Origin of the sequence: Streptomyces sp. JJ36, assembly GCF_021696945.1 — a bacterium.
In the GTDB taxonomy this organism is placed as follows: Bacteria; Actinomycetota; Actinomycetes; order Streptomycetales; family Streptomycetaceae; genus Streptomyces.
In genome coordinates this window covers 1-24,270 of sequence record NZ_JACYHE010000006.1, presented here as the reverse complement: position 1 = coordinate 24,270, position 24,270 = coordinate 1, and the positions used below count along the sequence as shown (strand labels likewise).

The 24,270-nt window shown below is 74.7% G+C and carries 19 protein-coding genes; 4 read left to right on the top strand and 15 right to left on the bottom strand.

The annotated features are described in order from the left end of the window. Positions 1–51: 51 nt before the first annotated feature. Together HOY81_RS03930 and HOY81_RS03925 are read right to left on the bottom strand one after the other, a co-directional pair. Positions 52–735 carry a TetR/AcrR family transcriptional regulator gene (locus HOY81_RS03930; RefSeq protein WP_237318141.1) on the bottom strand — a complete coding sequence of 228 codons (684 nt, stop codon included), beginning with the start codon at positions 733–735 and terminating at the stop codon, positions 52–54. Further along, on the bottom strand, positions 732–1,724 hold the full coding sequence (locus HOY81_RS03925) for a fatty acid desaturase (protein WP_237318139.1): 993 nt from the start codon (positions 1,722–1,724) through the stop codon (positions 732–734). Before HOY81_RS03925 ends, HOY81_RS03930 begins: the two co-directional genes overlap by 4 nt. Before the next feature lie 256 nt (positions 1,725–1,980). Here HOY81_RS03925 and ppc point away from each other — a divergent pair, with 256 nt between their 5' ends. Continuing rightward, on the top strand, positions 1,981–4,728 hold the full coding sequence (ppc, locus tag HOY81_RS03920; RefSeq protein ID WP_237318138.1) for a phosphoenolpyruvate carboxylase: 2,748 nt from the start codon (positions 1,981–1,983) through the stop codon (positions 4,726–4,728). Positions 4,729–4,833: 105 nt separating this feature from the next. Here ppc and HOY81_RS03915 read toward each other — a convergent pair whose 3' ends face one another. Together HOY81_RS03915 and HOY81_RS03910 are read right to left on the bottom strand one after the other, a co-directional pair. Next, positions 4,834–5,367, bottom strand: coding sequence for a MarR family winged helix-turn-helix transcriptional regulator (locus HOY81_RS03915; protein WP_237318136.1), 534 nt, complete (start codon positions 5,365–5,367; stop codon positions 4,834–4,836). A gap of 133 nt (positions 5,368–5,500) precedes the next feature. Next, positions 5,501–7,018, bottom strand: a complete 1,518-nt coding sequence (locus HOY81_RS03910) for an MFS transporter (RefSeq protein ID WP_237318134.1) — start codon at positions 7,016–7,018, stop codon at positions 5,501–5,503. A gap of 156 nt (positions 7,019–7,174) precedes the next feature. Between HOY81_RS03910 and HOY81_RS03905 the strand changes: the two genes are divergently transcribed. After that, positions 7,175–8,002, top strand: coding sequence for a helix-turn-helix transcriptional regulator (locus HOY81_RS03905; protein ID WP_237318132.1), 828 nt, complete (start codon positions 7,175–7,177; stop codon positions 8,000–8,002). A 106-nt stretch (positions 8,003–8,108) separates the two neighbouring features. After that, positions 8,109–9,572 (top strand): chloride channel protein, encoded by a 1,464-nt coding sequence (locus HOY81_RS03900; RefSeq protein ID WP_272892330.1) that lies wholly within the window; start codon positions 8,109–8,111, stop codon positions 9,570–9,572. Between the two features lie 21 nt (positions 9,573–9,593). Here the strand turns inward: HOY81_RS03900 and HOY81_RS03895 are convergent, their stop codons facing one another. The 7 genes from HOY81_RS03895 to HOY81_RS03865 all read right to left on the bottom strand — a co-directional run bounded on the left by HOY81_RS03895 (position 9,594) and on the right by HOY81_RS03865 (position 16,424). Beyond that, positions 9,594–10,343, bottom strand: a complete 750-nt coding sequence (locus tag HOY81_RS03895; RefSeq protein ID WP_237318130.1) for a hypothetical protein — start codon at positions 10,341–10,343, stop codon at positions 9,594–9,596. A gap of 265 nt (positions 10,344–10,608) precedes the next feature. Continuing rightward, positions 10,609–11,112 (bottom strand): hypothetical protein, encoded by a 504-nt coding sequence (locus tag HOY81_RS03890; protein ID WP_237318128.1) that lies wholly within the window; start codon positions 11,110–11,112, stop codon positions 10,609–10,611. Between the two features lie 67 nt (positions 11,113–11,179). Continuing rightward, a complete protein-coding gene (gene pth, locus HOY81_RS03885) occupies positions 11,180–11,788 on the bottom strand; it encodes an aminoacyl-tRNA hydrolase (RefSeq protein ID WP_237318126.1) in 609 nt (202 codons plus the stop codon). 162 nt (positions 11,789–11,950) lie between these two features. Then, complete coding sequence (locus HOY81_RS03880) at positions 11,951–12,544, bottom strand: 50S ribosomal protein L25/general stress protein Ctc (RefSeq protein WP_237318124.1); 594 nt, start codon at positions 12,542–12,544, stop codon at positions 11,951–11,953. 235 nt (positions 12,545–12,779) lie between these two features. After that, a complete protein-coding gene (locus HOY81_RS03875) occupies positions 12,780–13,757 on the bottom strand; it encodes a ribose-phosphate diphosphokinase (RefSeq protein ID WP_237318122.1) in 978 nt (325 codons plus the stop codon). 86 nt (positions 13,758–13,843) lie between these two features. Beyond that, on the bottom strand, positions 13,844–15,301 hold the full coding sequence (glmU, locus tag HOY81_RS03870; RefSeq protein ID WP_237318120.1) for a bifunctional UDP-N-acetylglucosamine diphosphorylase/glucosamine-1-phosphate N-acetyltransferase GlmU: 1,458 nt from the start codon (positions 15,299–15,301) through the stop codon (positions 13,844–13,846). A 208-nt stretch (positions 15,302–15,509) separates the two neighbouring features. Next, complete coding sequence (locus HOY81_RS03865; protein WP_237318119.1) at positions 15,510–16,424, bottom strand: hypothetical protein; 915 nt, start codon at positions 16,422–16,424, stop codon at positions 15,510–15,512. Positions 16,425–16,589: 165 nt separating this feature from the next. Between HOY81_RS03865 and HOY81_RS03860 the strand changes: the two genes are divergently transcribed. Further along, positions 16,590–18,272: a sensor histidine kinase gene (locus HOY81_RS03860; protein ID WP_237318117.1), complete on the top strand. Its 1,683-nt coding sequence runs from the start codon at positions 16,590–16,592 to the stop codon at positions 18,270–18,272. A 291-nt stretch (positions 18,273–18,563) separates the two neighbouring features. On the opposite strand, the gene HOY81_RS03855 is transcribed toward HOY81_RS03860, so the two are convergent. From HOY81_RS03855 to HOY81_RS03840, 4 genes are all read right to left on the bottom strand, one after another. Next, positions 18,564–19,523 carry a cellulose-binding protein gene (locus HOY81_RS03855; RefSeq protein WP_237318115.1) on the bottom strand — a complete coding sequence of 320 codons (960 nt, stop codon included), beginning with the start codon at positions 19,521–19,523 and terminating at the stop codon, positions 18,564–18,566. 337 nt (positions 19,524–19,860) lie between these two features. Next, on the bottom strand, positions 19,861–22,452 hold the full coding sequence (locus tag HOY81_RS03850) for an SUKH-4 family immunity protein (RefSeq protein WP_237318112.1): 2,592 nt from the start codon (positions 22,450–22,452) through the stop codon (positions 19,861–19,863). Positions 22,453–22,460: 8 nt separating this feature from the next. After that, positions 22,461–23,435: an HNH endonuclease gene (locus tag HOY81_RS03845; RefSeq protein ID WP_237318110.1), complete on the bottom strand. Its 975-nt coding sequence runs from the start codon at positions 23,433–23,435 to the stop codon at positions 22,461–22,463. Between the two features lie 122 nt (positions 23,436–23,557). After that, positions 23,558–23,731 (bottom strand): hypothetical protein, encoded by a 174-nt coding sequence (locus tag HOY81_RS03840; protein WP_237318108.1) that lies wholly within the window; start codon positions 23,729–23,731, stop codon positions 23,558–23,560. Between the last annotated feature and the right edge of the window lie 539 nt (positions 23,732–24,270).

The following is a 24,270-nucleotide window of genomic DNA, read 5'->3' as shown; positions in this document are numbered from 1 at the left end:
TCCCCGGGACTCCGTGACGGGTGAGACCACAGTGCCCCGGCGGTGGCCGGATCACGCCTTGCGGTGCCCGATCAGGCGAGGCTTGGCCTCCATGCCGTCCAGCCCGTGCCAGGCCAGGTTCACCAGGTGCGCGGCGACCTCGGCCTTCTTGGGCTTGCGGACGTTCAGCCACCACTGCCCGGTGAGGGCGACCATGCCGACCAGGGCCTGCGCGTACAGCGGCGACAGCTTCGGGTCGAACCCGCGTGCCTTGAACTCGCGCCCCAGGATGTCCTCCACCTGGGTGGCGATGTCGCTGATCAGCGACGCGAAGGTGCCCGTCGACTGGGCGACGGGCGAGTCGCGCACCAGGATGCGGAAGCCGTCGGTGTCCTGCTCGATGTAGTCGAGCAGCGCGAAGGCCGCCTGCTCCAGCAGCTCGCGCGGGTGGCCGCCGGTGAGCGCGCCGGTCACCATGTCCAGCAACCGGCGCATCTCCCGGTCGACCACCACCGCGTACAGCCCTTCCTTGCCGCCGAAGTGCTCGTAGACCACCGGCTTGGACACGCCGGCCTTGTGGGCGATCTCCTCCACGGAGGTCGCCTCGAAACCGCGCTCGGCGAAGAGGGTGCGGCCGATGTCCAGGAGCTGCTCCCGGCGCTCCTTCCCGGTCATCCGCCGGCGGGCACGCCGCGACGGTGGCTTTTCCGGGGGGCTGGCGTTCGCGCGGTCGTCGGTCGGCACGTCCCCCATCATGCCGCTTCGGCGGTCTCCTCCTTACGGCGGGATTCGATTCGGTCACGCTTGGGCCAGCGGACGTCGTACGCCCACCCGGCGCGCTCGAACCAGCGGATGATCCGCGCGCTGGAGTCGAGCTGCCCGCGCATCACGCCATGACGTGCACACGTCGGATCGGCGTGGTGCAGGTTGTGCCAGGACTCGCCGCAGGAGAGCACGGCCAGCCACCAGACGTTGCCCGACTTGTCCCGCGACTTGAAGGGCCGCTTGCCCACCGCGTGGCAGATCGAGTTGATCGACCAGGTGACATGGTGCAGCAGAGCCACCCGTACGAGTGAACCCCAGAAGAAGGCGGTCAGGGCGCCCTGCCAGGACCAGGTGGCCAGGCCGCCGATCAGCGCGGGCAGCAGCAGCGAGACCACGGTCCACAGCACGAACTGCCGGGAGATCGCCCGGATCATCGGGTCCTTGACCAGGTCCGGGGCGTACTTTTGCTGCGACGTCTGCTCCTCGTCGAACATCCAGGCCACATGGGCCCACCACAACCCCTTGAGCAGGGCCGGGACCGTCTCCCCGTACCGCCACGGCGAGTGCGGGTCGCCCTCGGCGTCGGAGAACTTGTGGTGCTTGCGGTGGTCCGCCACCCAGCGGACCAGCGGGCCCTCCACGGCCAGCGACCCCATCACCGCGAGTGCGATGCGCAGCGGCCGCTTCGCCTTGAAGGAGCCGTGGGTGAAGTAGCGGTGGAAACCGATGGTGATCCCGTGGCAGCCGATGTAGTAGAAGGCGACCAGCAATCCCAGATCGAGCCAGCTCACCCCCCAACCCCAGGCCAGGGGCACTGCGGCGATCAGCGCCAGGAACGGCACGGTGATGAAGAGCAGCAGCGTGATCTGCTCGACCGAGCGACGCTGCTCACCACCCAGGGTGGCGGACGGAACGGGCGTCGGTGCGGACGCCTTGCGGGTGCTCGTCGATTCCTCGAGCACATCCGGGCCAGTGGTCATAGTGCTGTCCCTCTACTACGGACCGGGGGCGGGTTAGCAGGCTACGGAACCGTAACCTACGGCGTCGTAAGTATGGCAGCCCTCCGAGACGGGGCAAGAGGAGGTGTACCCCCGTGTACCCCACCCTCGGTGACCATCACCTGGACGCCGTGCCCCGGCCGGGGGCGGCCCGGCCTATCCTGTTCCCGTCGGACAGCGCGGTCCGTGACCTGCCGGAAGCACCACCGGAAGCCAGAAGCTGCAAGGAGCCGCACCCGTGAGCAGTGCCGACACCGAGAACCCCGGCGCGATCCCGACCCCGGCCGAGACCTCCGCTCTCCGCGCCGACATCCGGCGCCTCGGCGATCTCCTCGGCGAGACCCTCGTACGCCAGGAGGGGGCGGAGCTCCTCGAACTGGTCGAGCGGGTCCGGGCCCTCACCCGGAGTGACGGGGAGGCGGCGGCCGCCCTGCTGAGCCGGACCGACCTGCCGACGGCCACCAAGCTCGTACGGGCGTTCTCGACCTACTTCCACCTCGCCAACGTCACCGAGCAGGTGCACCGCGGCCGCGAGCTCGGTGCCCGGCGCGCCGCCGAGGGCGGCCTGCTCTCCCGCACCGCCGACATGCTCAAGGACGCCGACCCGGAGCACCTGCGCGCCACCATCCGCGACCTCGGCGTGCGGCCCGTCTTCACCGCACACCCCACCGAGGCCGCCCGCCGCTCCGTCCTCACCAAGCTCCGCAAGATCGCCGAGCTGCTGGACCACCCGGACACCACCGACCGCCGCCGCACCGACCTGCGGCTCGCCGAGAACATCGACCTGGTCTGGCAGACCGACGAGCTGCGCGTCGCCCGCCCCGAGCCCGCCGACGAGGCGCGCAACGCGGTCTACTACCTCGACGAGCTGCACCACGGCGCCGTCGGCGACGTGCTGGAGGACCTCTCCGCCGAGCTGGAGCGGGCCGGCGCCCCGCTGCCGGCCGGCAGCCGCCCGCTGACCTTCGGCACCTGGATCGGCGGCGACCGGGACGGCAACCCCAACGTCACCCCCCAGGTGACCTGGGACGTCCTGCTGCTCCAGCACGAGCACGGCATCACCGACGCCCTGGAGCACATCGACGAGCTGCGCGGCGCCCTCTCCAACTCGATCCGCAACAGCGGCGCCACCCCGGAACTGCTCGACTCGCTCCAGGCCGACCTCGAACGGCTGCCCGAGATCAGCCCCCGCTACAAGCGGCTCAACGCCGAGGAGCCCTACCGCCTCAAGGCCACCTGCATCCGGCAGAAGCTGCTCAACACCCGCGAGCGCCTCGCCGCCGACACCCCGCACCAGCCGGGCCGCGACTACCTGGGCACCGCCGAGCTCCTCGACGACCTCATCATGCTCCAGAGGTCGCTCCGCGAGCACCGCGGCGGCCTGGTCGCCGACGGCCACCTGGAACGCCTCATCCGCACCGTCGCCGCCTTCGGTCTCCAGCTCGCCACCATGGACGTACGCGAGCACGCCGAGGCCCACCACCACGCCCTCGGGCAGCTCTTCGACCGGCTCGGCGAGGAGTCCTGGCGCTACCTCGACATGCCCCGCGACTACCGGCAGAAGCTGCTGGCCAAGGAGCTGCGCTCGCGGCGCCCGCTGGCGCCCTCCCCGGCGCCGCTGGACGACGCCGGCACCCGCACCCTCGGCGTCTTCCAGACCGTCCGCCGGGCGCTGGACACCTTCGGTCCCGAGGTCATCGAGTCCTACATCCTCTCCATGTGCCAGGGCGCCGACGACGTCTTCGCCGCCGCCGTCCTCGCCCGCGAGGCCGGGCTGGTCGACCTGCACGCCGGCTGGGCCCGCATCGGCATCGTGCCGCTGCTGGAGACCACCGACGAGCTGAAGATCGCCGACGAGCTGCTCGACGCGATGCTCTCCGACCCCTCCTACCGGCGGCTCGTCGCCCTCCGCGGCGACCGTCAGGAGGTCATGCTCGGCTACTCCGACTCCTCCAAGTTCGGCGGCATCACCACCTCCCAGTGGGAGATCCACCGCGCCCAGCGCCGGCTCCGGGACGTCGCCCACCGGCACGGCGTGCGGCTGCGGCTCTTCCACGGCCGCGGCGGCACCGTCGGCCGCGGCGGCGGCCCCACGCACGACGCGATCCTCGCCCAGCCCTACGGCACCCTGGAGGGCGAGATCAAGGTGACCGAGCAGGGCGAGGTCATCTCCGACAAGTACCTGATCCCCTCCCTGGCCCGGGAGAACCTCGAACTGACGGTCGCCGCCACCCTGCAGGCCTCCGCCCTGCACACCGCGCCCCGCCAGTCCGACGAGGCGCTGGCCCGCTGGGACGCCGCGATGGACACCGTCTCCGACGCCGCCCACAGCGCCTACCGGCGGCTCGTCGAGGACCCGGACCTCCCGGCGTACTTCTTCGCCTCCACCCCGGTGGACCAGCTCGCCGAGCTGCACCTCGGCTCCCGGCCGTCCCGCCGCCCCGACAGCGGCGCCGGACTGGACGGGCTGCGCGCCATCCCGTGGGTGTTCGGCTGGACCCAGTCCCGGCAGATCGTGCCCGGCTGGTTCGGCGTCGGCACCGGCCTGCGCGCCGCCCGCGAGGCCGGTCTCGACACGGTGCTGGAGGAGGCCTACGCGCACTGGCACTTCTTCCGCAACTTCCTGTCCAACGTCGAGATGACGCTGGCCAAGACGGACCTGCGGATCGCCCGGCACTACGTCGAGTCCCTGGTGCCCGAGGAGCTCCGGCACATCTTCGGCGTCATCGAGGAGGAGCACGCCCGCACCGTGGAGGAGGTACTGCGCATCACCGGCGAGGAGAAGCTGCTGGACGCCAACCCGGTGCTCCGGCAGACCCTCCAGATCCGGGACGCCTACCTCGACCCGATCTCCTACCTCCAGGTCACCCTGCTGGCCCGCCAGCGGGCCGCCAAGGAGCGTGGCGAGGAGCCCGACCCGGACCTCAACCGCGCCCTGCTGCTCACCGTCAACGGCGTCGCCGCCGGCCTCCGCAACACCGGCTGACCGGACGGCCCCACCGGCCCGGGCGCCGGTACGGAGCCTCCGTACCGGCGCCCGGGCCGGCGACGGCGACGGCCCGCACCGGTGCGCCCTACCCGGCGGGCCGCGTCACACGGGCGGGGAGCCCTCCGGGTCCGGCCAGCCCAGCGGATACAGGTCCCGTCCCTCCGGGGCGGCGGCCGGCGGCTCGCCGCCCGCCTCGGTGAACGCGTCCAGCGCGGTCACCAGTGCCCCACGCTGCTCCGGTGCCATCCGGGTGACGATCTCCGCGATCTCCCGGCGGCGGAACGCGGTGACCTCGGCGACCAGCGCGGTGCCCGCCGCGGTGAGCCGCAGCACGTTCTCCCGCCGGTTCTCCGGGTTGGTCCGCCGGTCCACCAGCCCCGCGGCGATCAGCCGGTCCACCATGCGCATCGCCGTCGACGGGTTCACACCCAGCCGGGCGGCGAGGGCGACCAGCTTCGCCGAACCCTGCTCGGAGAGCATCACCAGCAGCCGGAACTGCGGCAGCGTCACCCGGCCCTCCACCGCGGCCAGCGACCGTGCCGAGACCGCCACCAGCAACCGCGAGGCGGTCAGCACCGCCCGGGTCACCGCCTCCACGTCCCCGCCGTCCTCCGGCGTCCGTGCGTCCTCGGTCATGGCGACCAGTTCTATCAACCGACGCCGTCCCCCCGGGAATCCGGACACCTGCCCGCGCACCCGGCGGCCGGTCCGATGCCGGAGCGGCGGCGAGCCCGCCGCGGCCCCGGCTTCGCGGCGCCGCCGGCGGTCCTCACGCGGCGCCACCGGTGTCCCCGGGGCCGCCCCGGGGGCCGGTCGGGCGCGGCTGCCGCCTTCCCGGACCCGCGCCCCGGCGCCGGGACGCGTGTCCCGGGCGGTCGTCCGTCCCGAGCAGGGTGGCGACGAGGACGGCGCCGAGCGCGAGGAGAGCGGCGGCGGCGGTGAGCGCGAGGGAGAAGCCGTGCGTCGCGTCGGCCGGGGAGACGTCGGCGGCGGCCGGCGTGTCGCTGCGGCTTGCGGCCAGAACGACGAGCACCGCCACCCCCACAGCGCCTCCGACCTGTTGCACCGAGCTCAGGACGGCCGATCCGAGCCCGGCGTTCTCCTCGGTGGTGCCGGTGAGCGCGGCGACGGTGAGGGCGGGCAGACTCAGCCCGCACCCCAGGCTCGTCACGAGCATCCCGGGCAGCACCCCGGAGGCGTAGCCGTCGCCCGGGGCCACGCCGGACAGCAGCAGCAAGCCGACGGTGCTGACCAGGAACGACGTGAGGAGGGACGGACGCAGGCCGAAGCCGGCCACCGCGCGGGGGGAGAGCCACATCCCGGCCAGGATGCCCGCGCCGTAGGGCAGGTAGGCGGCGCCGGCCGTGAGCGGGCCGTAGCCCAGCACGGTCTGCAGGTGCACCATCAGCAGAAAGGCCATCGCGTACATGGCGGCGGAGAACAACAGCGTCGCCCCGTTGGCGACGGCGCGGACGCGGACCGACAAGAACGACAACGGCACCAGAGGCTCGGCGGCGCGTGCCTCGACCGCGAGGAACCCGGCGGCCAGGAGCACGGCCAGGCCCAGCGTCCCGGCGACGGCCGGGTCCGCCCAGCCCGACTCCCCGGTCCGGAGCAGACCGTAGACCAGGGACACCAGGGCGCCGGTGCCGAGCACCGCACCGGGGACGCCGATGCGGGCCCCGCGCGCGGCCCGGCTCTCGGGGACCAGGCGGGGGAGCAGCACAACGGTGACCAGGACCACCGGCAGGTTGATCAGGAAGACCCAGCGCCAGGAGGCAAGGCCGGTCAGCACACCGGAGACGACCAGGCCCAGCGTGCCGCCCAGAGCCGCGGTGCCGCCCCAGACGCCGAAGGCCTTCGCCCGCTCCTCGGTGCCGGGGAACAGGAGTGCGATCAGCGCCAGTGCGGCCGGGCCGGCCATGGCCGCGCCCGCACCCTGGACGAACCGCCCGGTCACCAGGTGCCAGGGCTCCTGCGCGAGCCCGCACACCAGGCTCGCGGCTCCGAACAGCGCCACACCGGTCAGGAAGACGCGTCTGCGGCCCAGCAGGTCGGCCGCGCGGCCGGACAGCAGCAGCAGGCCGCCGAAGGCGAGGAAGTAGGCGTTGACGACCCAGGCCAGGCCCGCGGTGCTGAAACCGAGGTGCTCACGGACGGTGGGGAGCGCGACGCTCACCACGTTGTCGTCCAGGACGAGCATGAACTGCACGCAGCACAGCACCACCAGAGCAGGCCGGCGGCGCCCACCGGTGCCGGCGGCGACCGTGGTCGCCGCCGGGGTCATGCCGGGCGTCCCGGCTTCGCGGGCGGACCGGGCAGACGGGGAGCGCCCGGGGCGCGGAGGATCAGTCGGCACGGAACGACGCTATGCACCGGCGGTTCCGGCCGCCATGCGCTACGCGGCCACGTCGTAGCGCGTTGAGGACATAGGCTCGAGGGCATGAGCGATGTCGTCGTGGGGGCCGTTCCGGCCGGGGTGGGCGCCATCGTCGTCGGGCACTTCCCCCTGGCCTCCGGGCAGTGGTTCGTTCCGCACCGTCACCCGCAGCACCAACTGGCCTGGGCGCGGCGCGGGGTGCTCAGCGTCGCTGTCGGCGACGCGTACTGGGTGCTGCCGGGCACGCGGGCGTTGTGGCTGCCCGCGGGTGTCGTCCACCGGACCGGCGCGACGCGCGACGCGGTGCTGTGCAGCCTCTACTTCGAACCGGACAGCTGCCCTCAGGACTGGACGGAGCCCACGCCGGTCGGCGTCGACGGGCTGCTGGCCCACCTGATCGCCCACCTCAGCCGCGAGGACCTGCAGGACGACGCACGGCTGAGGGCCGAGGCGGTCGTGCTGGACCTCCTGCGCCCCCTGCCGGCCACGCCGGTCGATGTGCCGTACCCCGCCGACAGCCGCGTGCGCGTGGTGGCCGACGCGCTGCTCGACGACCCCGCCGACCCGCGCAGCCTGGCCGCGCACGCCCGGGCTGCCGGGGTGAGCCGGCGCACCCTGACCCGGCTGTTCGTCCAGGACACCGGCATGAACTTCGACCGCTGGCGCACCCATGTGCGGCTGCGTGCCGCCCTTCCGCTTCTCGCTGAGGGCCGGCCCGTCTCCCGGGTGGCGCACGCCGTGGGCTATGCCACACCGAGCGCCTTCCTCGCGGCGTTCCGGCGCACCGTCGGGACCTCCCCGGGGCGGTACCTCAACGGCGACGCCTCCTTCGCCCCGCCCCCCGAGGCCTCCTCCGACGCCGCTGCCACGGGCGCCGCCACCGGTGCCTGACCACGTCGGCGGCGGTGTCCCCGCTCCGCTCCGCACCCGGTCGGCCACGGGCCGTCTTGACAACCTTTGCATAATACAAAGGTAAGGAGTCGAGAGAAGGGGAGGAATGAGCGTCACCGGCCCGGAACGCCCCGCAGCCACCGCCCCCGACCCCACCGGCGGCGCCCCGCCCCGGCACCGCACCACCACCCCCGGGCCCGCGCCGCCCTCCGGCGCCCACCGCCCCGGCCGGCGCCTCCTCACCCTCCTCGCCCTCGCCACGCTCACCGGTGCCCTCGCCGGCCTCGCCGCCGTCGCCCTCCGCCTGCTCCTGGACGCCCTCGCCCGGCTCCTCCCCGCCCCCGCCGCCGCGGGCACCGCCCCCGCCGAGGCCGCCGGGCACGCGCTGCCGCCCGCACTCGCGCCGTACGCCCTGCTGCTGCTCCCCGCCCTCGGCGGCCTGCTGTACGGCCCGCTCGTCCACCGCTACGCCCGCGACACCCGCGCCCAGGGCGTCGCCGACGTCCTGCTCGCCCTGGAACGGCCCACGCCCCGGGTCCCCACCCGCCCCGCCGCCGTACGGGCCCTGGCCGCCGCCGTGTGCATCGGCACCGGCGGCTCCGTCGGCCGCACCGGGCCGCTCGTCCAGTTGGGCGGCGCCCTCGGTTCCGCCCTCGGCCGGTTCTCCGCCACCGCCGCCCGGCATCCCCGCACGCTCGTCGCCTGCGGCGCCGCCGGCGGCCTCGCCGCCCTCTTCGACGCCCCGCTGACCGGCGCCTTCTTCGCCCTCGAACTACTGCTGCGGGCCTTCGCCCCCGAACTGTTCGGCGCCACCGTCCTCGCCGGCGCCGCCGGCGCGCTCACCGCCCGCGCCGCCCTCGGCGACACGGCCTTCCTCACCCTCCCCGCACTGCACCCCGCCGGCCCCGCCCAGCTCCCGCTCTTCGCCCTGCTCGGCCTCGCCGCCGGAGTCTGCGGCGCCGGCCTCGTCCACACCCTGCGCCTCACCCGGGCCGGCTGCGACCGGCTCTGGCGCGGGCCGGCCTGGCTCCGCCCCGCAACCGGCGGCCTGCTCCTCGGCGCGCTGCTGCTCGCCCTCCCCGAGCTCCACGGCCTCGGACACCCCGTCCTGGAGAGCGCCGTGCACGGCGAACACGCCGCCGCCTTCCTGCTCCTGCTGCTCCTCGGCAAGGCCGCCGCCACCGCGCTCACTCTCGGCATGGGCGGCTGCGGCGGCGTCTTCGGCCCCACCCTCTTCGCCGGCACCGTGCTCGGCGCCGCCTACGGCACCGCCGCCCAGGCCTTCCTCCCCGGCGCCCCCGCGGGCACCGTCGGCGCCTGCGCCCTGGCCGGCATGGCCACCGTCTTCGCGGCCGCCGCCCGCGCCCCCGTCACCGCCGTCGCCCTGCTCCTCGAACTGACCGGCGGACACGCCCTGCTCGCCCCGCTGCTGCCCGCCGTCGCCCTCGCCACCGTCACCGGCCGGCTGCTCTCCCGCGACACCGTCTACACCGTCACCCTCCCCCGCACCTCCCGGACTCCCCGCATCCACACGACGGCGCCGCGCCCCCACCGGGACGCGGCGCCCTGAGCAGCCGGGGGCGGCGCCGGGTCAGCGACGCCCGTTCGACCGGGACTCGCGACGGCGCAGCACCAGATAGGTGCCGGCACCGAGCAGCGAGGCCGCGGCCGTCGCCAGCGCGCCGGCCGGCACGCCCGCGCCGGTCTCCGCGAGGTCCCGGCCGGCCCCGTGTGACGCCTCACCGGATCGCGGCGGGGACGCCGGGGCCGACGGGGATCCAGAAGGCCCCGAGGACCCCGCCGTGTCCGCGGACTCCGCGGCCGACGGGTTCCGGGACGCGTCGCGGGACGGCGCGCCGCCGTCCGCGTCCGACGGCCGCCCCGACGGCTCGCCGTCCTCCGTACCGGCCTCCGGCTGTCCCGCGGCGTCGCACGCCACCCGGAACTCCGTGCCGGCGCCGGGGCCGCCGGGGTCGCCCTCGTCCTCCCCCAGGTTCCAGACCATCCGGTACCGGCCGTCCGCCAGCGACAGCTCCGCGGTACGGCCCCGGCCCTCCGCGTCCAGCGACAGCTTCCCGGTCTCCGCGACCGTGCCCGCCGCGCCGCCCGGCCGCACCTCCACGATCCGCCACTCCACCCGGTCGCCCTCCGCAAAGCCGGCGGCGTACAGGGAGAACGTGCAGACCTCCGGCCGGTCCGCGGGCGGAGCCGCGTCCGTGGCGGCGTCCTGGAGGGTGACGGAGCCGTGGTCACCACGGGGAGCGGCGTACGCGGCGGCGGCCGACAGCAGTACGGCGACTGCGGCGGCCGGCACCACGGACGCCCGGGGGAAGGCGCGCATGGGCAGTACCAACTTCGAGTGCGAAAAGCTCAAGCAGAGAAAAGGGGGGCTCGCGCACACCGCGAGAAAGAAGAGACCCGCGCTACGCCACCGGCGGCGCGGACTGCCCCACAGCTTCTTCCCGCACGCCGCACCGGTCAAGGACGAAACGGCCCCTTCCGTCCCGTTGCGGACCCGCCTGCCCGGAACGATCAGTCATAACAATCCAGTGTCACAGCAGGGGAGTTGGGCCGCAGCCCACCGGCCCGCGCACACCGGCCCGCCCTCACAGCAGCGCGAACGCCCCCACCATCACACCCGCGCCCAGCAGACCCATCACCCACGCCGTACGGACCATCCGCAGCCCGCCCGCGACCACCAGCGCCCCCAGCACCAGCGCACCCGCCAGCGGCACCCACGCATAGAGCACCCCCGCCGCCCCCGTACGCACCGCCTCCCGCGACCCCGGACGCAGCGCCACCGGCACCCGCTCGCCCTCCGCCGCCACCGCCGTGCCGATCGACACCCCCGGCACCGGCCCGGCGTCGCCCGCCGGCTCGAAACGCCCCCGGCACTCCTCCGTGCCGCACTCCCGCACCACCAGCGTGCCCCGCTCGCCCGACCCGGCCGACATCGCCGGGCGCGCGTCACTCAGCGACGTCCACACCCCCGCCACCACCAGCAGCAACGCCAGCAGCGCCATGACCCCCGACTTCATCACGAGCAGCACACCGAACGCGCTCTCGCCCGCCCGCCGCAGGCGGCTGCGTCTCCCGGTGCTCCTCGGCATGGCGGCGATCCTTCGCCATCCCCCGCACCGGGTCAACCTCCGGGTGCCCTTCCTCACACCCGCCGGATCAGGAGTTGTACGTGCCCTGCGCCCGCTCCAGACCCTCCAGGACCAGGCACTCCACCGCGTCCGCCGCCCGGTCCACGAAGTAGTCCAGCTCCTTGCGCTCCGCCCCCGAGAAATCCCGCAGCACGTAGTCCGCCACCGGCATCCGCCCCGGCGGACGCCCCACACCGAAGCGCACCCGGTGATAGTCCGGCCCCAGCGACTTCGTCAGCGACTTCAGCCCGTTGTGCCCGTTGTCGCCCCCGCCCCGCTTCAGCCGCAGCGCCCCGTAGCCGATGTCCAGCTCGTCGTGGACCACCACGATCCGCTCCACCGGCACCTTGTAGAAGTCCCGCAGCGCCGTCACCGGCCCGCCCGACACGTTCATGAACGCCATCGGCTTCGCCACCACCACCCGCCGGCCCGCCGGGCCCGGCAGCCCGAACCGCCCCTCCAGCACCTGCGCCCGCGCCCGGTGCGTACGGAACGACCCGCCCATCCGCTCCGCCAGCAGATCGGCCACCATGAACCCCACGTTGTGCCGGTTCCCCGCATACTGCGGACCCGGGTTCCCCAGCCCCGCGACCAGCCACGGCCCCGCGGCCTCCTCCGTGCTGGCGTTCGTCGTCATCCCAGGCCCTCCGGCAGCCGATCGGCACACTCGTACGCTACGGAACTCCGCGCGGCACGCACCCGCACACCGCGCACGCACGCCGCCCCGTACGCACGCACGGCACGCACGGGGCGGCGGTCGGAAACGAACCGGGGCCGGGCGGCGGCCCCGGGCGGCAGACTACTCCGCCGCGGCCTCGCCCTCCTCGCCCTCGGCCGCCGCCGAGGGCTCCTCCGCCTGGGCGGCCAGCACCTGGATCACCACGTCCTCGCCGTCCACCGCCAGCGTGGTGCCGGACGGCAGCGGGATGTCCCTGGCGTGCACCGCGTCGCCCGCGGCCAGGCCCTCCACCGAGAGGGTGACCGACTCCGGGATGTGCGTGGCCTCGGCCTCCACCGGCAGGGCGTTCAGCACGTGCTCCAGGATGTGCTGCCCCGGCGCCAGGTCGCCCTCGATGTGGATCGGCACCTCCACGTTCACCTTCTCGCCCCGCTTCACCGTGAGCAGGTCGACGTGGACCAGGAAGCCGCGGATCGCCTCGCGCTGCACGGCCTTCGGGATCACCAGCTCCTTCTTGCCCTCGATGTCCAGGTTGATCAGGACGTTCGGGGTCTTCAGCGCCATCATCGTGTCGTAGCTGGAGAGCGCGATGTGCACCGGGTCGGCGCCGTGGCCGTAGATCACGGCCGGGATCTTCTCCTCGCGGCGGAGCCGGCGGGAGGCACCCTTGCCGAACTCGTTGCGGATCTCTGCGGTCAGCTTGACGTCAGCCATGATGCTGCGCTCCTCGTCTGGGACACGGAACCGATGGACGGTGGTCACCCGGCCCACGACAGGCCTGCTACGAAGAGCGCGCGTCGATAACGGACAGCCCCCGCACGCCCGCGCCTCGCGGCGCGCGCACACGAACGGCCTCCCTCGCCGAGCAACCACAGCAGTCTACTCGGCGCGGGAGGCCGCACAGAAATCGATCAGCGGCCGGCCCGGCTTCAGCGACCGGCCGCCCCCGTCACGCCTGCTCGTCGAAGAGGCTGGTCACCGAGCCGTCCTCGAAGACCTCACGCACCGCACGCGCGATCGTCGGCGCCATCGACAGCACCGTGATCTTGTCCAGCTCCAGCTCGCCCGGCGTCGGCAGCGTGTTGGTGAACACGAACTCGCTCACCTTCGAGTTCTTCAGCCGGTCCCCGGCCGGACCCGACAGCACCCCGTGCGTCGCCGTCACGATCACGTCCGCCGCGCCGTTCGCGAACAGCGCGTCCGCCGCCGCGCAGATCGTGCCGCCCGTGTCGATCATGTCGTCGACCAGGACACACACCCGGCCCTCCACATGACCCACCACCTCGTGCACCGTCACCTGGTTGGCCACGTCCGGGTCCCGCCGCTTGTGCACGATCGCCAGCGGCGCACCCAGCCGGTCCGCCCACCGGTCCGCCACCCGCACCCGGCCCGCGTCCGGCGACACCACCGTCAGCTTGTCCCGGTCGACCTTCTCCCCGACGTAGTCCGCCAGCACCGGAAGCGCGAACAGATGATCCACCGGACCGTCGAAGAAACCCTGGATCTGATCCGTGTGCAGATCCACCGTGAGAATCCGGTCCGCACCCGCACACCGGAACATGTCCGCCATCAGCCGCGCCGAGATCGGCTCCCGGCCCCGGTGCTTCTTGTCCTGCCGCGCATAACCGTAGAACGGCACGATCACCGTGATACTCCGCGCCGAAGCCCGCTTCAGCGCATCGATCATGATGAGCTGCTCCATGATCCATTTGTTGATCGGAGCAGTGTGGCTCTGCATGAGAAAACAGTCGGCGCCACGGGCCGACTCCTGAAAACGTACGTAGATCTCACCGTTGGCGAAGTCGAACGCCTTCGTGGGGACCACACCGATGCCCAGCTGCTGCGCGACCTCCTCCGCAAGCTCGGGGTGAGCGCGGCCGGAGAAGAGCATCAGCTTCTTCTCGCCGGTCGTCTTGATCCCGGTCACAGCACAGTCTCCTTGCGTTCCGCTTCGCGTGGGTGCCTCTTCACCGTAAACCCCGTCCGTGCCGGTCGCGTACCCGGCCGGGCGCCTCAGCCCTCCCGGTCCTCCGTCTCCCGCGCCTGCTCCGCGGCCTGCGCGGCCGCACTCCCCGGACGCTTACGGGCCACCCACCCCGCGATGTTCCGCTGCTGGCCGCGTGCCACCGCCAGCGAACCCGGCGGCACATCCTTCGTGATGACCGAACCGGCCGCCGTATAGGCACCGTCCCCGACCGTGACCGGCGCCACGAACATGTTGTCCGCACCCGTCCGGCAATGCGACCCGATCGTCGTACGGTGCTTGTGCATCCCGTCGTAATTCACGAACACCGTCGCCGCCCCGATGTTGCTCTGCTCACCGATCGAGGCGTCGCCCACATACGACAGATGCGGCACCTTCGTGCCCTCGCCGACCTCCGCGTTCTTCATCTCCACGAAGCTGCCGGCCTTCACCCCCGCACTCAGCCGGGTGCCCGGGCGCAGATACGTGTACGGCCCCACCGACGCCGACGGGCCGATCTCCGCGCCCTCCGCCACCGTCTGCGACACCACCGCGCCCGCGCCCACCGCGGTGTCCGTCAGCCGCGCCCCCGGGCCCACCTCGGCCCCCGCCGCCACATGCGTCGACCCCAGAAGCTGCGAACCCGGGTGCACCACCGCGTCCGGCTCGAACGACACCGAGACGTCCAGCCACGTCGACGCCGGGTCCACCACGGTCACCCCGGCGAGCATCGCCTCCTCCAGCAGCCGGTCGTTCAGCAGCCGCCGGGCCTGCGCGAGCTGCACCCGGTTGTTGATGCCGACGATCTCCCGGTGGTCCTCCGCCGGCGTCGCCCCCACCCGGTGGCCGGCCTCCCGCAGGATGCCGAGCACGTCCGTGAGGTACTCCTCGCCCTGGCTGTTGTCCGTCCGCACCTTGCCCAGCGCCTCCGCCAGCAGCCGCGCGTCGAACGCGAAGACCCCCGAATTGATCTCCCGGATCGCCCGCTGCGCGTCCGTGGCGTCCTTGTGCTCCACGATCGCCGTCACCGCGCCGCTCGCCGCGTCCCGCACGATGCGCCCGTACCCGGTGGCGTCCGGCACCTCCGCGGACAGCACCGTCACCGCGTTCCCGCCGGTGGCGTGCGCCTCCGCCAGCGCCCCCAGCGTCGCGCCGGTGAGCAGCGGGGTGTCACCGCACACCACCAGCACCGTGCCGTCCGGCTCGACGCCGCCGGCGGCCAGCTCCTCCAGGGCCATGCGCACGGCGTGCCCCGTGCCGTTCTGCTCGTGCTGCACCGCGGTGCGCGCCCCCGGGTCCACCTCCGCCAGATGGGCGGCGACCCGCTCCCGCTCGTGGCCGACGACCACGACCAGATGCTCCGGGTCCAGGGCCCGGGAGGAGTGCAGGACATGACCGACGAGGGAACGGCCGCAGATCTCGTGCAGGACCTTGGGCGTGGCCGACTTCATGCGGGTGCCCTCACCCGCTGCGAGAACGACGACGGCTGCCGGGCGGTTGGCGCTCACGGGGGTGCCCTTCGGCTTCGGGTGGTGGGGATGACACCCGCAGGATACCGGTGGGTTCACGGGGGCCCCGGGCGCCGTGGCATGCACCGTGCGGCCCGGCTTTCGAGAGCTCCCCTGCCAGGACTCGAACCTGGAACGAACGGACCAAAACCGTTAGTGTTGCCTATTACACCACAGGGGATAGCAAACCGGGTGAAACGGACATCCGTTACCCCGGTGGGTGCGGCGTGCCTACTATGCCGCACCACCAGCCCTCGATGCGACGATATAGGTCCGCCGCCCGCGTCACGTAGACCACCAGGCAGCCGTGGTAGGCGTCCCCGGTGTTCTTCCGTGAGGTCTTCGGCTTGTGGCGTTTCCGGACGGTCTTGTTCAGTCGTGACCGGGGGACGCTCGCGACCTCGGCCCAGAACGCCTCCGCGGTGGCCACGTCTGCGGTCTCGTGGATGCTGACGTGGAACCGGAGGCGCTCCTGGTCGACGCCCAGAACGGCCAGCCAGCGCAGGAAGAGCCGGATGACGTCCGGATCGCTGTTGACGAACTTCACGGACTCCCGCCGGGCGTACGGCTTGTCCTTGGCGCCCTCCGCCCAGTACAGCCCCACGCCGACCAGGAACAGCTCACGGTCGCTGAGTGGGCCGATCTCGGCAGCCGCCGCCTCCTTGGTCGCCCGGCGCTCCGCCTCGCGGCGGGCGAGCGTCGCCTCCCAGCCCCGCCGGGCGATCGCGGAGGCCTCCTCGGGGGAGCGGCGCGGGCGCGGCGGTTTCGGCAGGTCGCGCACCCACAGGGAGATCGAGCTCTTGGAGACGCCCAGTTCGAGCTGGATGCGGTCGTAGGTCCAGCCGGCGCGGCGCAGCTCGCGGGCGCGCTCGCGGAGGTGGTCCTTGGCGTTGGGGCGCCGGGTCCACTGCGGCGGTGGCTCGCCGTCCAGGAGGTGGTTGAGCAGGTCGTTGTTGTGCACCTTCAGGGTGTCCCGGATCTGCCGCCGGCTGTGGCCGCGGCGCCGGAGCGCGACCGCGCGGGCGCGGAGGGCCTCATAGGTGGTGGTGCCGTGCAGGAGGCCGCCGGTGCCGTCGCCGGTGCGACGGTGTGGTCCGTCCGGGGTGTGCGGTGGGGGCGTCATGGTACGAGCTTCGCGGGGATTTCCCCCGGTGGGTATCGAACACCGGCGTTATTCACCAGTTCGAGGGTAAGAATGCTGTTCCCGTAAGTCGTTCTGATTTCAAATAACTGGTCGGTGAGGCGGCCGGACGGAAAAGGAGTGGCAGGCGGTCGTAGGCTGGGCGGTATGACCGAGTCGGGGGAAGACGTACGTGCCCGGGGCCAGGGCGTGACCACGTGCGTGGCGGACGCGACCGGCGGGGGGCCGTGGTGGTGGGCGCGGCGCCGGAGCATGGCGCTCGACGTCTCCCTGGGCGTGGTGTCCGCCGTCGAGTGTGCGGTGGAGGGGTGGAAGTTCGCCGGCCAGACCGCGGTGCCGGTGGTCCTGGCGGTGGTGCTGGGCGTCCTGGTCGGTGCGGTGCTGGTGCTGCGGCGGCGGTGGCCGATCGCGGTCGTACTGGTGGCGATCGCGGTGACGCCGGCGGAGATGGGCCTGCTGCTGAGCCTGGTCGGCCTCTACACGCTGGCCGCGTCGGACGTGCCGCGCCGGATCATCGTGCTGCTGGCCGGGATGATGGTCACCGGCGGGCTGATCATCACGTACATCCGGATGCAGCAGAGCGTGGGGCAGGACCCGGACTTCAACCCGCCGGTGTGGTTCATCCCGCTGGTGTCGGTGCTGATGTCCGTCGGGATGACGGTGCCTCCGCTGCTGCTCGGGCTGTACGCGGGGGCGCGCCGGCGGCTGGTGGAGAGCCTGCGGGAGCGGGCGGACGGCCTGGAGCGGGAGCTGTCGCTGCTGGCGGACCGTGCGGAGGAGCGCGCGGAGTGGGCGCGGAACGAGGAACGGACCCGGATCGCCCGGGAGATGCACGACGTGGTGGCGCACCGGGTGAGCCTGATGGTGGTGCACGCGGCGGCGTTGCAGGCGGTGGCGCTGAAGGACCCGGAGAAGGCGTCGAGGAAAGCCGCGCTGGTCGGGGACATGGGGCGCCAGGCGCTGACCGAGCTGCGGACGATGCTCGGGGTGCTGCGCAGCGCGGACGGCGCGGTGTCGGGCAAGGTGTCGGAGGCCGCGGCGCGGGCTGCCGGTACGGAGGACGCCGGGCAGCGGGAGCAGGCTGAGCGACCGGGGCAGCCGGGCCGCCCGGGGCAGCCGGGGCAGCCGGACGAGGTGGAGCCGGCGGAGCGGCCGGGACCGCTGGCGGCGTTCGCGGCGTCGGCGTCCGGGCAGGCGGGGTCCGGGCAGGCGGGGTCCGCGGCGCGGGGCCCGGATTCCGGGCCGGGTGCCGGGCGGGCCTCCGCCGCCGGGACGGCGCGCGGTGCCGTGGCGCGGGCGCCGGTGCCGGGCGACGGCCCGGGGGCGGCGCGGGCCCCGGAGGCGGGGGCTGCCGGGGCGCCGGACCGCCGGCCGGAGACCGGTGCGCTGAACGGTGCGGCCGTCCCGCCCGCGGGGTCCGGCGGTGGCCCGGACGAGGGTCCGACGCTGGGGGAGCTGGATGCGCTGGTCGGGCAGTCGCGGCAGGCGGGCATGGTCGTGGAGTTGCTGGTGGAGGGGGAGCGGCGGGGCTATGCGGCGCGGGTCGAGCAGACCGCGTACCGGGTGGTCCAGGAGGCCCTGACGAACGTGCACAAGCATGCGGCGGGTGCCCGGACGCGGGTGCGGCTGGCGCATCGCGCCGGGGAGGTGGCGCTCCAGGTGGAGAACGAGCCGCCGGGGGAGGGTGTCGTCGACGCCGGGCTGCCGAGCGGGGGCAACGGTCTGGTCGGCATGCGGGAGCGGGTGACGGCGCTGGGGGGTGCCTTCGTGTCGGGCCCGACGGACGCGGGCGGGTTCCGGGTGTCGGCGGTGATACCGGGCGGCGCCTAGCGGCGCCCGGGGCGGTGGAGCCGGGCCCCTGGCGGCCTCGGTCGCTTGGCGTGCCGCGCGGTCGTGCGGGGCGCGTGACGGTGCCCGGTGGTACGGGACGCCTCGTGGCGCCGGTGGTGGTGCCGGACGGCGCCGGGCGGCGCTTGGCGGCGCCGGAATGGCGCTGAGCCCCTCGTGGTGCCGGAGACGAGCCCGGGCACCCGGCGTGCCGGGGTGGTGACACCGGCCTCTCGCGGTGCCGGCAGGGGTACCCGCCCGGGGCCCGCAGCCCCGGGCGGCGCGGCGGTCGGGTCAGGCGGAGCTGCCGTCGGCCTGTTCGGGGACGGAGGGCGCGGGGGCGTCGTCGTCCCGGGCCTCCGGGTCCGCGTCGGGGGCCACGGCGTGCTGGCTGCCGGTGAGGGTGGCGAGGCTGGTCCGTACGTGCGCCATGTGGCGGCGGAGTTCCTCGGCCTTCTCCTCGTGCTCCCGCAGGACGCGGTCGGTCTCGCGCTGGACGCGTTCCTCCGTGAGCCGGGCCTCGGCGAGGATCTCGGAGCTCCGGGCGTCGGCGTCCTCCTGGCGGTGGCGGGCGGCCTCCTCGGCCTCGGAGTGGGCGCGCCGTGCCTCGTCGAGCAGGTGCTGTGCGTGGCTGTCGAGGTCCGAGACGCGCTTGTCGGCGACGCGTTCGCGTTCGGAGAGTTCCCGGTCGAGGGTCTCGGAGTCGGCGGTGTGCTCCTTCTCCTGGTCGGCGAGGAGGGATTCGCAGCGCCGGGTCATCTCCTCCAGCGCGGCGGCGGCCTCGCCGCGGGTCTTCTCGGCGGCGTCGCGGGCCGCCTGGAGCAGGTCGGCGGCCTCCGCCCGGGCCGTGTCGAGGGTGCGCGCGGCCGTCTCCTCGGCGTTCTCGCGGAGCCGGGTGGCGGCGTCGCGGGCGGCGTCCTTGGCGGCCTGGGCGTCCGCGTCGGCCTGTTCGCCGGTCCGCCGGGCGTCCTGTTCGCCCGTGGTGCGGAGTTCCTCGGCCTCGGCCTCGGCGGTGGCGAGGATCTCCTGGGCGCGGGCGCCGAGGGATTCGTAGGTCTGCGGCGGGAGGGTCGCGACGAGGTGCTGGAGGCGCTCGGCCTCCTCGGTGAGTTCCTTGGCGAGGACGGCGAGGCGCGTGGCGCGCTCGTCGGCCTCGGCGATCTCCTCCGTGAGGTCGTGGACGCGGGCGTCGACCTGTTCCGGCCGGTATCCGCGGCGTACGACGACAAAGCCGTGCGGCGACGACGCACTCATCTGAGCCCCTTTACCTCTCTCCTCGGCCACTCCGGCGTCCGTGCCCGCGCGTGGTACGTGAGGGTGAGCGCGAGCGGAGCGGCGTCACGCGACAGTCCGCCCGTACCCGTGTCCCAGCATGCGTCATGCGGGCCGCGGGGCCGTAATCGGCACACCCCGCCGGACGTGGCGGAAAACCGGCGGTCCGGGTGGCCGGCGTGGCCGGCGCGGTGGTGGCGACGGGGGCCCTGACCGGCGGGATCGCGACCGCGGCGGGGCCGCGGAGGGCCTGCTTCCGCGTCACCCCGGCCCGGTGCGAGCTCATTCGTGCGAGTGACCGCCGGTCCGGTGGCCGGGGTCAGAAGAGACCGTCCCACATCTGTTCCAGCAGGACGGACCACCAGTTCTCCGGTGAGGAGAGCGCAGCGGGGTCGAGCATGGCGAGCTGGGTCTGGAAATCGACGGTCCACCGCCCGGCCTGATCGGGCGTCAGCCCGTAGCGGAGCGGCCACATCCTGCCGAGCAGCGCGAGGCAGCGGACGAACTCCGGGAGTCCGGTGCTGACGAACTGCGGCGGCTGGGGCTGCCCGCCGGGCCCGGCCTCCAGCGGTACGGCGACGATGTGCGCGGTGCCGTACTGGACGCAGATCCGGCGGCCGAAGTCGTTGCCCACCACCAGGTAGGACCCGGCGTCCGGGGCGGGCTGGACGCCGCGTTCCTGGGCGAGTTCGGCGAGCGTGGGCACGGGCCGGCCGGGTTGGGCCTGGCCCCAGAAGAAGGGGGTGACGTCGAAGGGCACGCCGGCCCAGACCAGTACCTGCCCGACGATGTCGGGGACGCCCTGCCGGGAGACCGCGTGCTGGTCGAAGCGGAAGACGCCCTGGGGGCCGAAGGCCTGCATCAGCTCGTGCCCGATGCCGTCCGGGGGGATGGGCGGTGCGGGCTGGATCTGGTGCGGCGGCGGCAGCGGCACCCGGTGGGGCGCGGGTCGCGGCGGGGCGTCGGCGACCTGGTGCAGTTCACCCTGGTGCTCGACGAGGTGCCGCATGCCCTGCTGGCGGGAGGCGTGGTCGCGTCCGTAGGCGGCGGTGTGGCTGATCCGCACCTGGGGCCAGGTCTCGCGGATCATGCGGGCGCAGTAGCCGCCGGGGAGGTCGCAGGACTCGAGTTCGGTGTGGAGTTCGAGCACCTGCTCCGGCGGCACGTTCAGGCCGCGCAGCTCGTGCAGGATCTGCCACTCCGGGTGCGGGGTGCCGGGGGCGGAGCGGCGGATGAGCTGCTGCTCGGAACCGTCGGGGGCGCGGTAGCGGAGGACGGCCAGGTAGCCGGGGCCGACGGTGGGCTGCCCGGTGGGCGGCTGCGGATAGCCGTACGCCGGTGCGCCCGGTGCGCCCGGTGCGCCGCCGGGACCGGGCATGCCGGGACCGGGCATGCCGGGACCGGTGGGCGGCTGGGGTGGGGCACCGGGAGGTGCCGCCTGCGGTGCGCCGGGCGGCGGGCCGCCGGGGGCTGCCGGGGGCGCGCCGGGCGGTTGCGGGGCTGCCGGGCCGGGCGCGCCGGGCCCGGCGAGCATCGTGGCGGCGTGGTGGACGCCGGCGGAACCGCCGCCGGAGTCGGCGGGGGAGCCGGGGGCCTCGCCCGGCCCGCCCTGGCCGGGGACGCCGCGGCCCTGGGAGGCCACGTCGTCCGCGGAGACGAGCTGGGTGGGGACGTACCCGCCGCCGGAGCCGCCCGGGGCTCCGGGGCCGCCCTGCGAGCCGCCGGATCCGGCGCCGGGGGTGCCCGGTTCACCGGGTGGCGGCGGCACGGAGAAGTTCCCGCCGCGGGAGCCGCGCGGCGGGGTGCCGCCACGGGAGGACTTGCCGGTGTCGGCGTCGGCCAGGCCGCCCGCGCCGGGCGTGCCCGGCGCGGAGGGGGGCGGCGGCGGGGTGCCGGGGCCGCCCGGGGCGCCGCCCTGGGAGGGGTCGGCGAGCATGGTCGCGGCGTGGTGGACGCCGCCGCCGGAGCCGCCCGTGCCGCCGTCCTGCGGAGCACCGGGCGTACCGGGAGCGCCGGGCGCGGCCGGCGGTGCGGCGGGCGGCGGCGGGGTCGCCGGGCCCCGGCCCTGGTCCTGGCCCGTGTTCTGGCCGGTGCCCGGTGCTCCGGGCGGCTGCGGGTAGCCGTACGCGGAGCCGGGGCCCTCGTCGGGCTGCTGGACGGCGGGGGCGACGGCCGTCCTGGGGAGGGCGCTGCCCTCGGGCAGGAGCGCGGTCCTGGCCTCGGAGCTGGGCGGGGGCGGGGTGTCGTCGGCGTCGCTGCCGGCGAGCGGCGGGGCGAAGACGGTGGCGGGCGGGGCCTGTGCCTCGCCGTCGCCGGAGCTGCTGGTGTCGGCGGCGTCCCACGGGCTGCCGCCGGCGTCGCCGCCCGCCGGCCAGGCGGCGCCGCCCGTACCGCCCGTGCTGCCGGCGGCCGGCACGGGGGACCCGGCTGCGGGGGTTCCCGGCGGGGGCGTGCCCGGGCCGCCGGGTGCCGGGGTGTCCGTGCTGCCGGCCGCCGGGGCCGGCGCGGACGGCCGGGGCTCTCCGGAGGAGCGGCGGTCGGGGATGCCGATCTGGTCGGCGGCCTCCTGGAGCCACTCCGGGGGCGTCAGCAGGAAGGAGGTGGCCTCCAGGTCGAGCCGTTCCGGTGCGGGCGCGGGCGCGGGGGTGCCGGCGGTGCCGTACTCGGCCTCGTAACGGCGGATCACCTCGTCGACGGGGAGCCCGGGCCACAGGGTGGCCTCCCCGCTGTCCCGGGCGATGACCAGCCGGGCGCGGCCGCCGTCCGAGACGGGTCCGCCGGGCCGGCCCTCGGCCCACACCACGAAGCCCAGGTCGAACTCGCGTACCCGCACCTCGCGGTGCTGGTAGCCGGGGACGTCGGCGTTGGCCCAGCGCTCGCCGCGCTCCTGGGCCTGTGCGTAGGTCACCATCTGCGCGTTCACCCCTCCACCGGGACGGCGCGTGCGAAGCCGCCGTCCACCATCAGGTTCGCCACGGTCTCGAGTTCCGGCGGGTCGCCCGCGAGCCGCAGCAGGAAGTCGTCGAACCCGGCGCCACAGGGCCGCAGCAGCTCCGCCACGCGCTCCTGCACGCCGAGGCCGTCCCGGTCCCGCGCGTCGTCGTACGCGCAGAACCACACGGAGCCGAGGTGGTCGCCCTTCACCTTGACCGCGACGAGGCCGCCCTGGACGAAGGCGACGGCGAGGTAGTCCTTGGTCAGGTGGTCGCGGAGGCACTTGTTGACGTAGACGAGGTCGTTGACGGCGGCCTCGGCGCGCAGGGTGAAGAACGGCTGGTCGACCAGGAGTCCCAGCTCCGCGTCGAGTGCCACGCCGCGCGGGGCGCTGCCGCCCGCCGCCTTGAGGAAGTCGCGGTAGGCGCCGGGCAGCCGGTAGCCGAGACGTTCCTCCGCCTGGACGACCCGCTCCTCGCCGACGGCGACGCCCTGCGGGACCGGGAAGTGCGCGGGGCGGGTGTCCTGCAGCGGGCGGGTGCCGTGCTTGGCGTGGTCGACCGCTGCGGTGGCGAGGCCGCCGTGGTGCCGCAGCAGTGCCTTCACCTCGGTGGGGACCAGTTCCATGCGCCGGGAGTGCGGCACATGGTGCCAGGTCCAGCCGTGCGGGGTGGCCACCGCCGGGACGCCGGCCCACAGTTCGTGGCCGGCGGCGTACAGTGCGGCGTTCGCGGACACGAAGTCGGTGAGCCGTAGTTCGTCGCCGCCGAAACCCTCCGGCGGTTCGGCGATCTCCGCGGCGGCCCGGGCGTACGGCGAGAAGTCCGGGAAGCCGTGCTCGTCCACGCGGACCCCGCGGGGGTACCGGGCGGCCCGCACCGGGTCCGGGAAGTTCACGACCTGCCCGGCGTAGGCCCTGTTCGGTGGCGCGGCGTGCTGCCCGAGCCGACCTGTCGTCATGGCGGAAGCCCCCTGCTGCGTACGGCTGACACGGACAGCCTATGCGTTGGGGCGCGGGGCGGTCATCGCCGCGGGTGGCCTCCGGTTCGCGGGCGCGCACGGGAGGGAGCGGCGACGGGCCGTCAGCTCCGGGCGTCCGCGGCGGCGGTCAGCTTGGCGTGCTGCGCGGCGTTCCCGCCGGAGCCGTCGCCGGTGTCGCCGCCGGAGCCGCACGCGACGTCGGACAGCGTCAGCAGGGCCCCGGTCGCCGCCGGCAGAGCGCGGTGCCGGGCGGGCGTGCGAGAGGTGCGGCGCATCTCGGACTCCTGCCTTCGGATCGTCGTACCGCAGGGTGCCCTATCGGACGATGCCGGCGGGGCGGCGCGGAACCCGCCAGCCCCCGCACGCGTCACCCTGCATACTTGGCGCGGATCTCCACATCAGGGGGTGGCGGGAGGAAGCACGCGTATGCACACGGCAGCACAGGGACGGGCGGTGGCCGGTGGCCGCACCGCGCCGGGCGACCCCCGGGTCGCCTGGGGGCGGGAGGCCGCGGCGGAACCGGAGGGTGCGGCGGGCCCGGACGTCCGGCCGCCCGCCGGGCGGGCCGCGGCGGGCGGTCTGCCCGGCGGTGCGGGCCCCCGTGGGGGCTCGCCGGGTGCCGCGTGGCGCGCCTCGGTCCCGGGGCCGTCCGGTGCCGGGCAGCCGGCGCCGGGTACACGTGCCGCGCCGCGCGTGCCGTCGGCTTCCGCGCCGCGCACCACCGCCGGCCGTCCGCCGGGAGGGCGCGTGACGGCACCCGCCCCCGGCGGCCCGGGCACCGGTGCCGGGACGGTGCCCGCCGCGTCCGGCCCGT

Excerpts from the sequence above, each read along its gene's own strand:
- HOY81_RS03895 (WP_237318130.1), bottom strand. The coding sequence starts at position 10,343 with ATGCGCGCCTTCCCCCGGGCGTCCGTGGTGCCGGCCGCCGCAGTCGCC.
- HOY81_RS03865 (WP_237318119.1), bottom strand. The coding sequence starts at position 16,424 with ATGACGCCCCCACCGCACACCCCGGACGGACCACACCGTCGCACCGGC.
- HOY81_RS03890 (WP_237318128.1), bottom strand. The coding sequence starts at position 11,112 with ATGCCGAGGAGCACCGGGAGACGCAGCCGCCTGCGGCGGGCGGGCGAG.
- HOY81_RS03905 (WP_237318132.1), top strand. The coding sequence starts at position 7,175 with ATGAGCGATGTCGTCGTGGGGGCCGTTCCGGCCGGGGTGGGCGCCATC.
- HOY81_RS03845 (WP_237318110.1), bottom strand. The coding sequence starts at position 23,435 with ATGACGACAGGTCGGCTCGGGCAGCACGCCGCGCCACCGAACAGGGCC.
- pth (WP_237318126.1), bottom strand. The coding sequence starts at position 11,788 with ATGACGACGAACGCCAGCACGGAGGAGGCCGCGGGGCCGTGGCTGGTC.
- HOY81_RS03930 (WP_237318141.1), bottom strand. The coding sequence starts at position 735 with ATGATGGGGGACGTGCCGACCGACGACCGCGCGAACGCCAGCCCCCCG.
- HOY81_RS03915 (WP_237318136.1), bottom strand. The coding sequence starts at position 5,367 with ATGACCGAGGACGCACGGACGCCGGAGGACGGCGGGGACGTGGAGGCG.
- HOY81_RS03840 (WP_237318108.1), bottom strand. The coding sequence starts at position 23,731 with ATGCGCCGCACCTCTCGCACGCCCGCCCGGCACCGCGCTCTGCCGGCG.
- HOY81_RS03850 (WP_237318112.1), bottom strand. The coding sequence starts at position 22,452 with ATGGTGACCTACGCACAGGCCCAGGAGCGCGGCGAGCGCTGGGCCAAC.
- HOY81_RS03910 (WP_237318134.1), bottom strand. The coding sequence starts at position 7,018 with ATGACCCCGGCGGCGACCACGGTCGCCGCCGGCACCGGTGGGCGCCGC.
- HOY81_RS03855 (WP_237318115.1), bottom strand. The coding sequence starts at position 19,523 with ATGAGTGCGTCGTCGCCGCACGGCTTTGTCGTCGTACGCCGCGGATAC.
- HOY81_RS03900 (WP_272892330.1), top strand. The coding sequence starts at position 8,109 with ATGAGCGTCACCGGCCCGGAACGCCCCGCAGCCACCGCCCCCGACCCC.
- HOY81_RS03880 (WP_237318124.1), bottom strand. The coding sequence starts at position 12,544 with ATGGCTGACGTCAAGCTGACCGCAGAGATCCGCAACGAGTTCGGCAAG.
- HOY81_RS03925 (WP_237318139.1), bottom strand. The coding sequence starts at position 1,724 with ATGACCACTGGCCCGGATGTGCTCGAGGAATCGACGAGCACCCGCAAG.
- HOY81_RS03860 (WP_237318117.1), top strand. The coding sequence starts at position 16,590 with ATGACCGAGTCGGGGGAAGACGTACGTGCCCGGGGCCAGGGCGTGACC.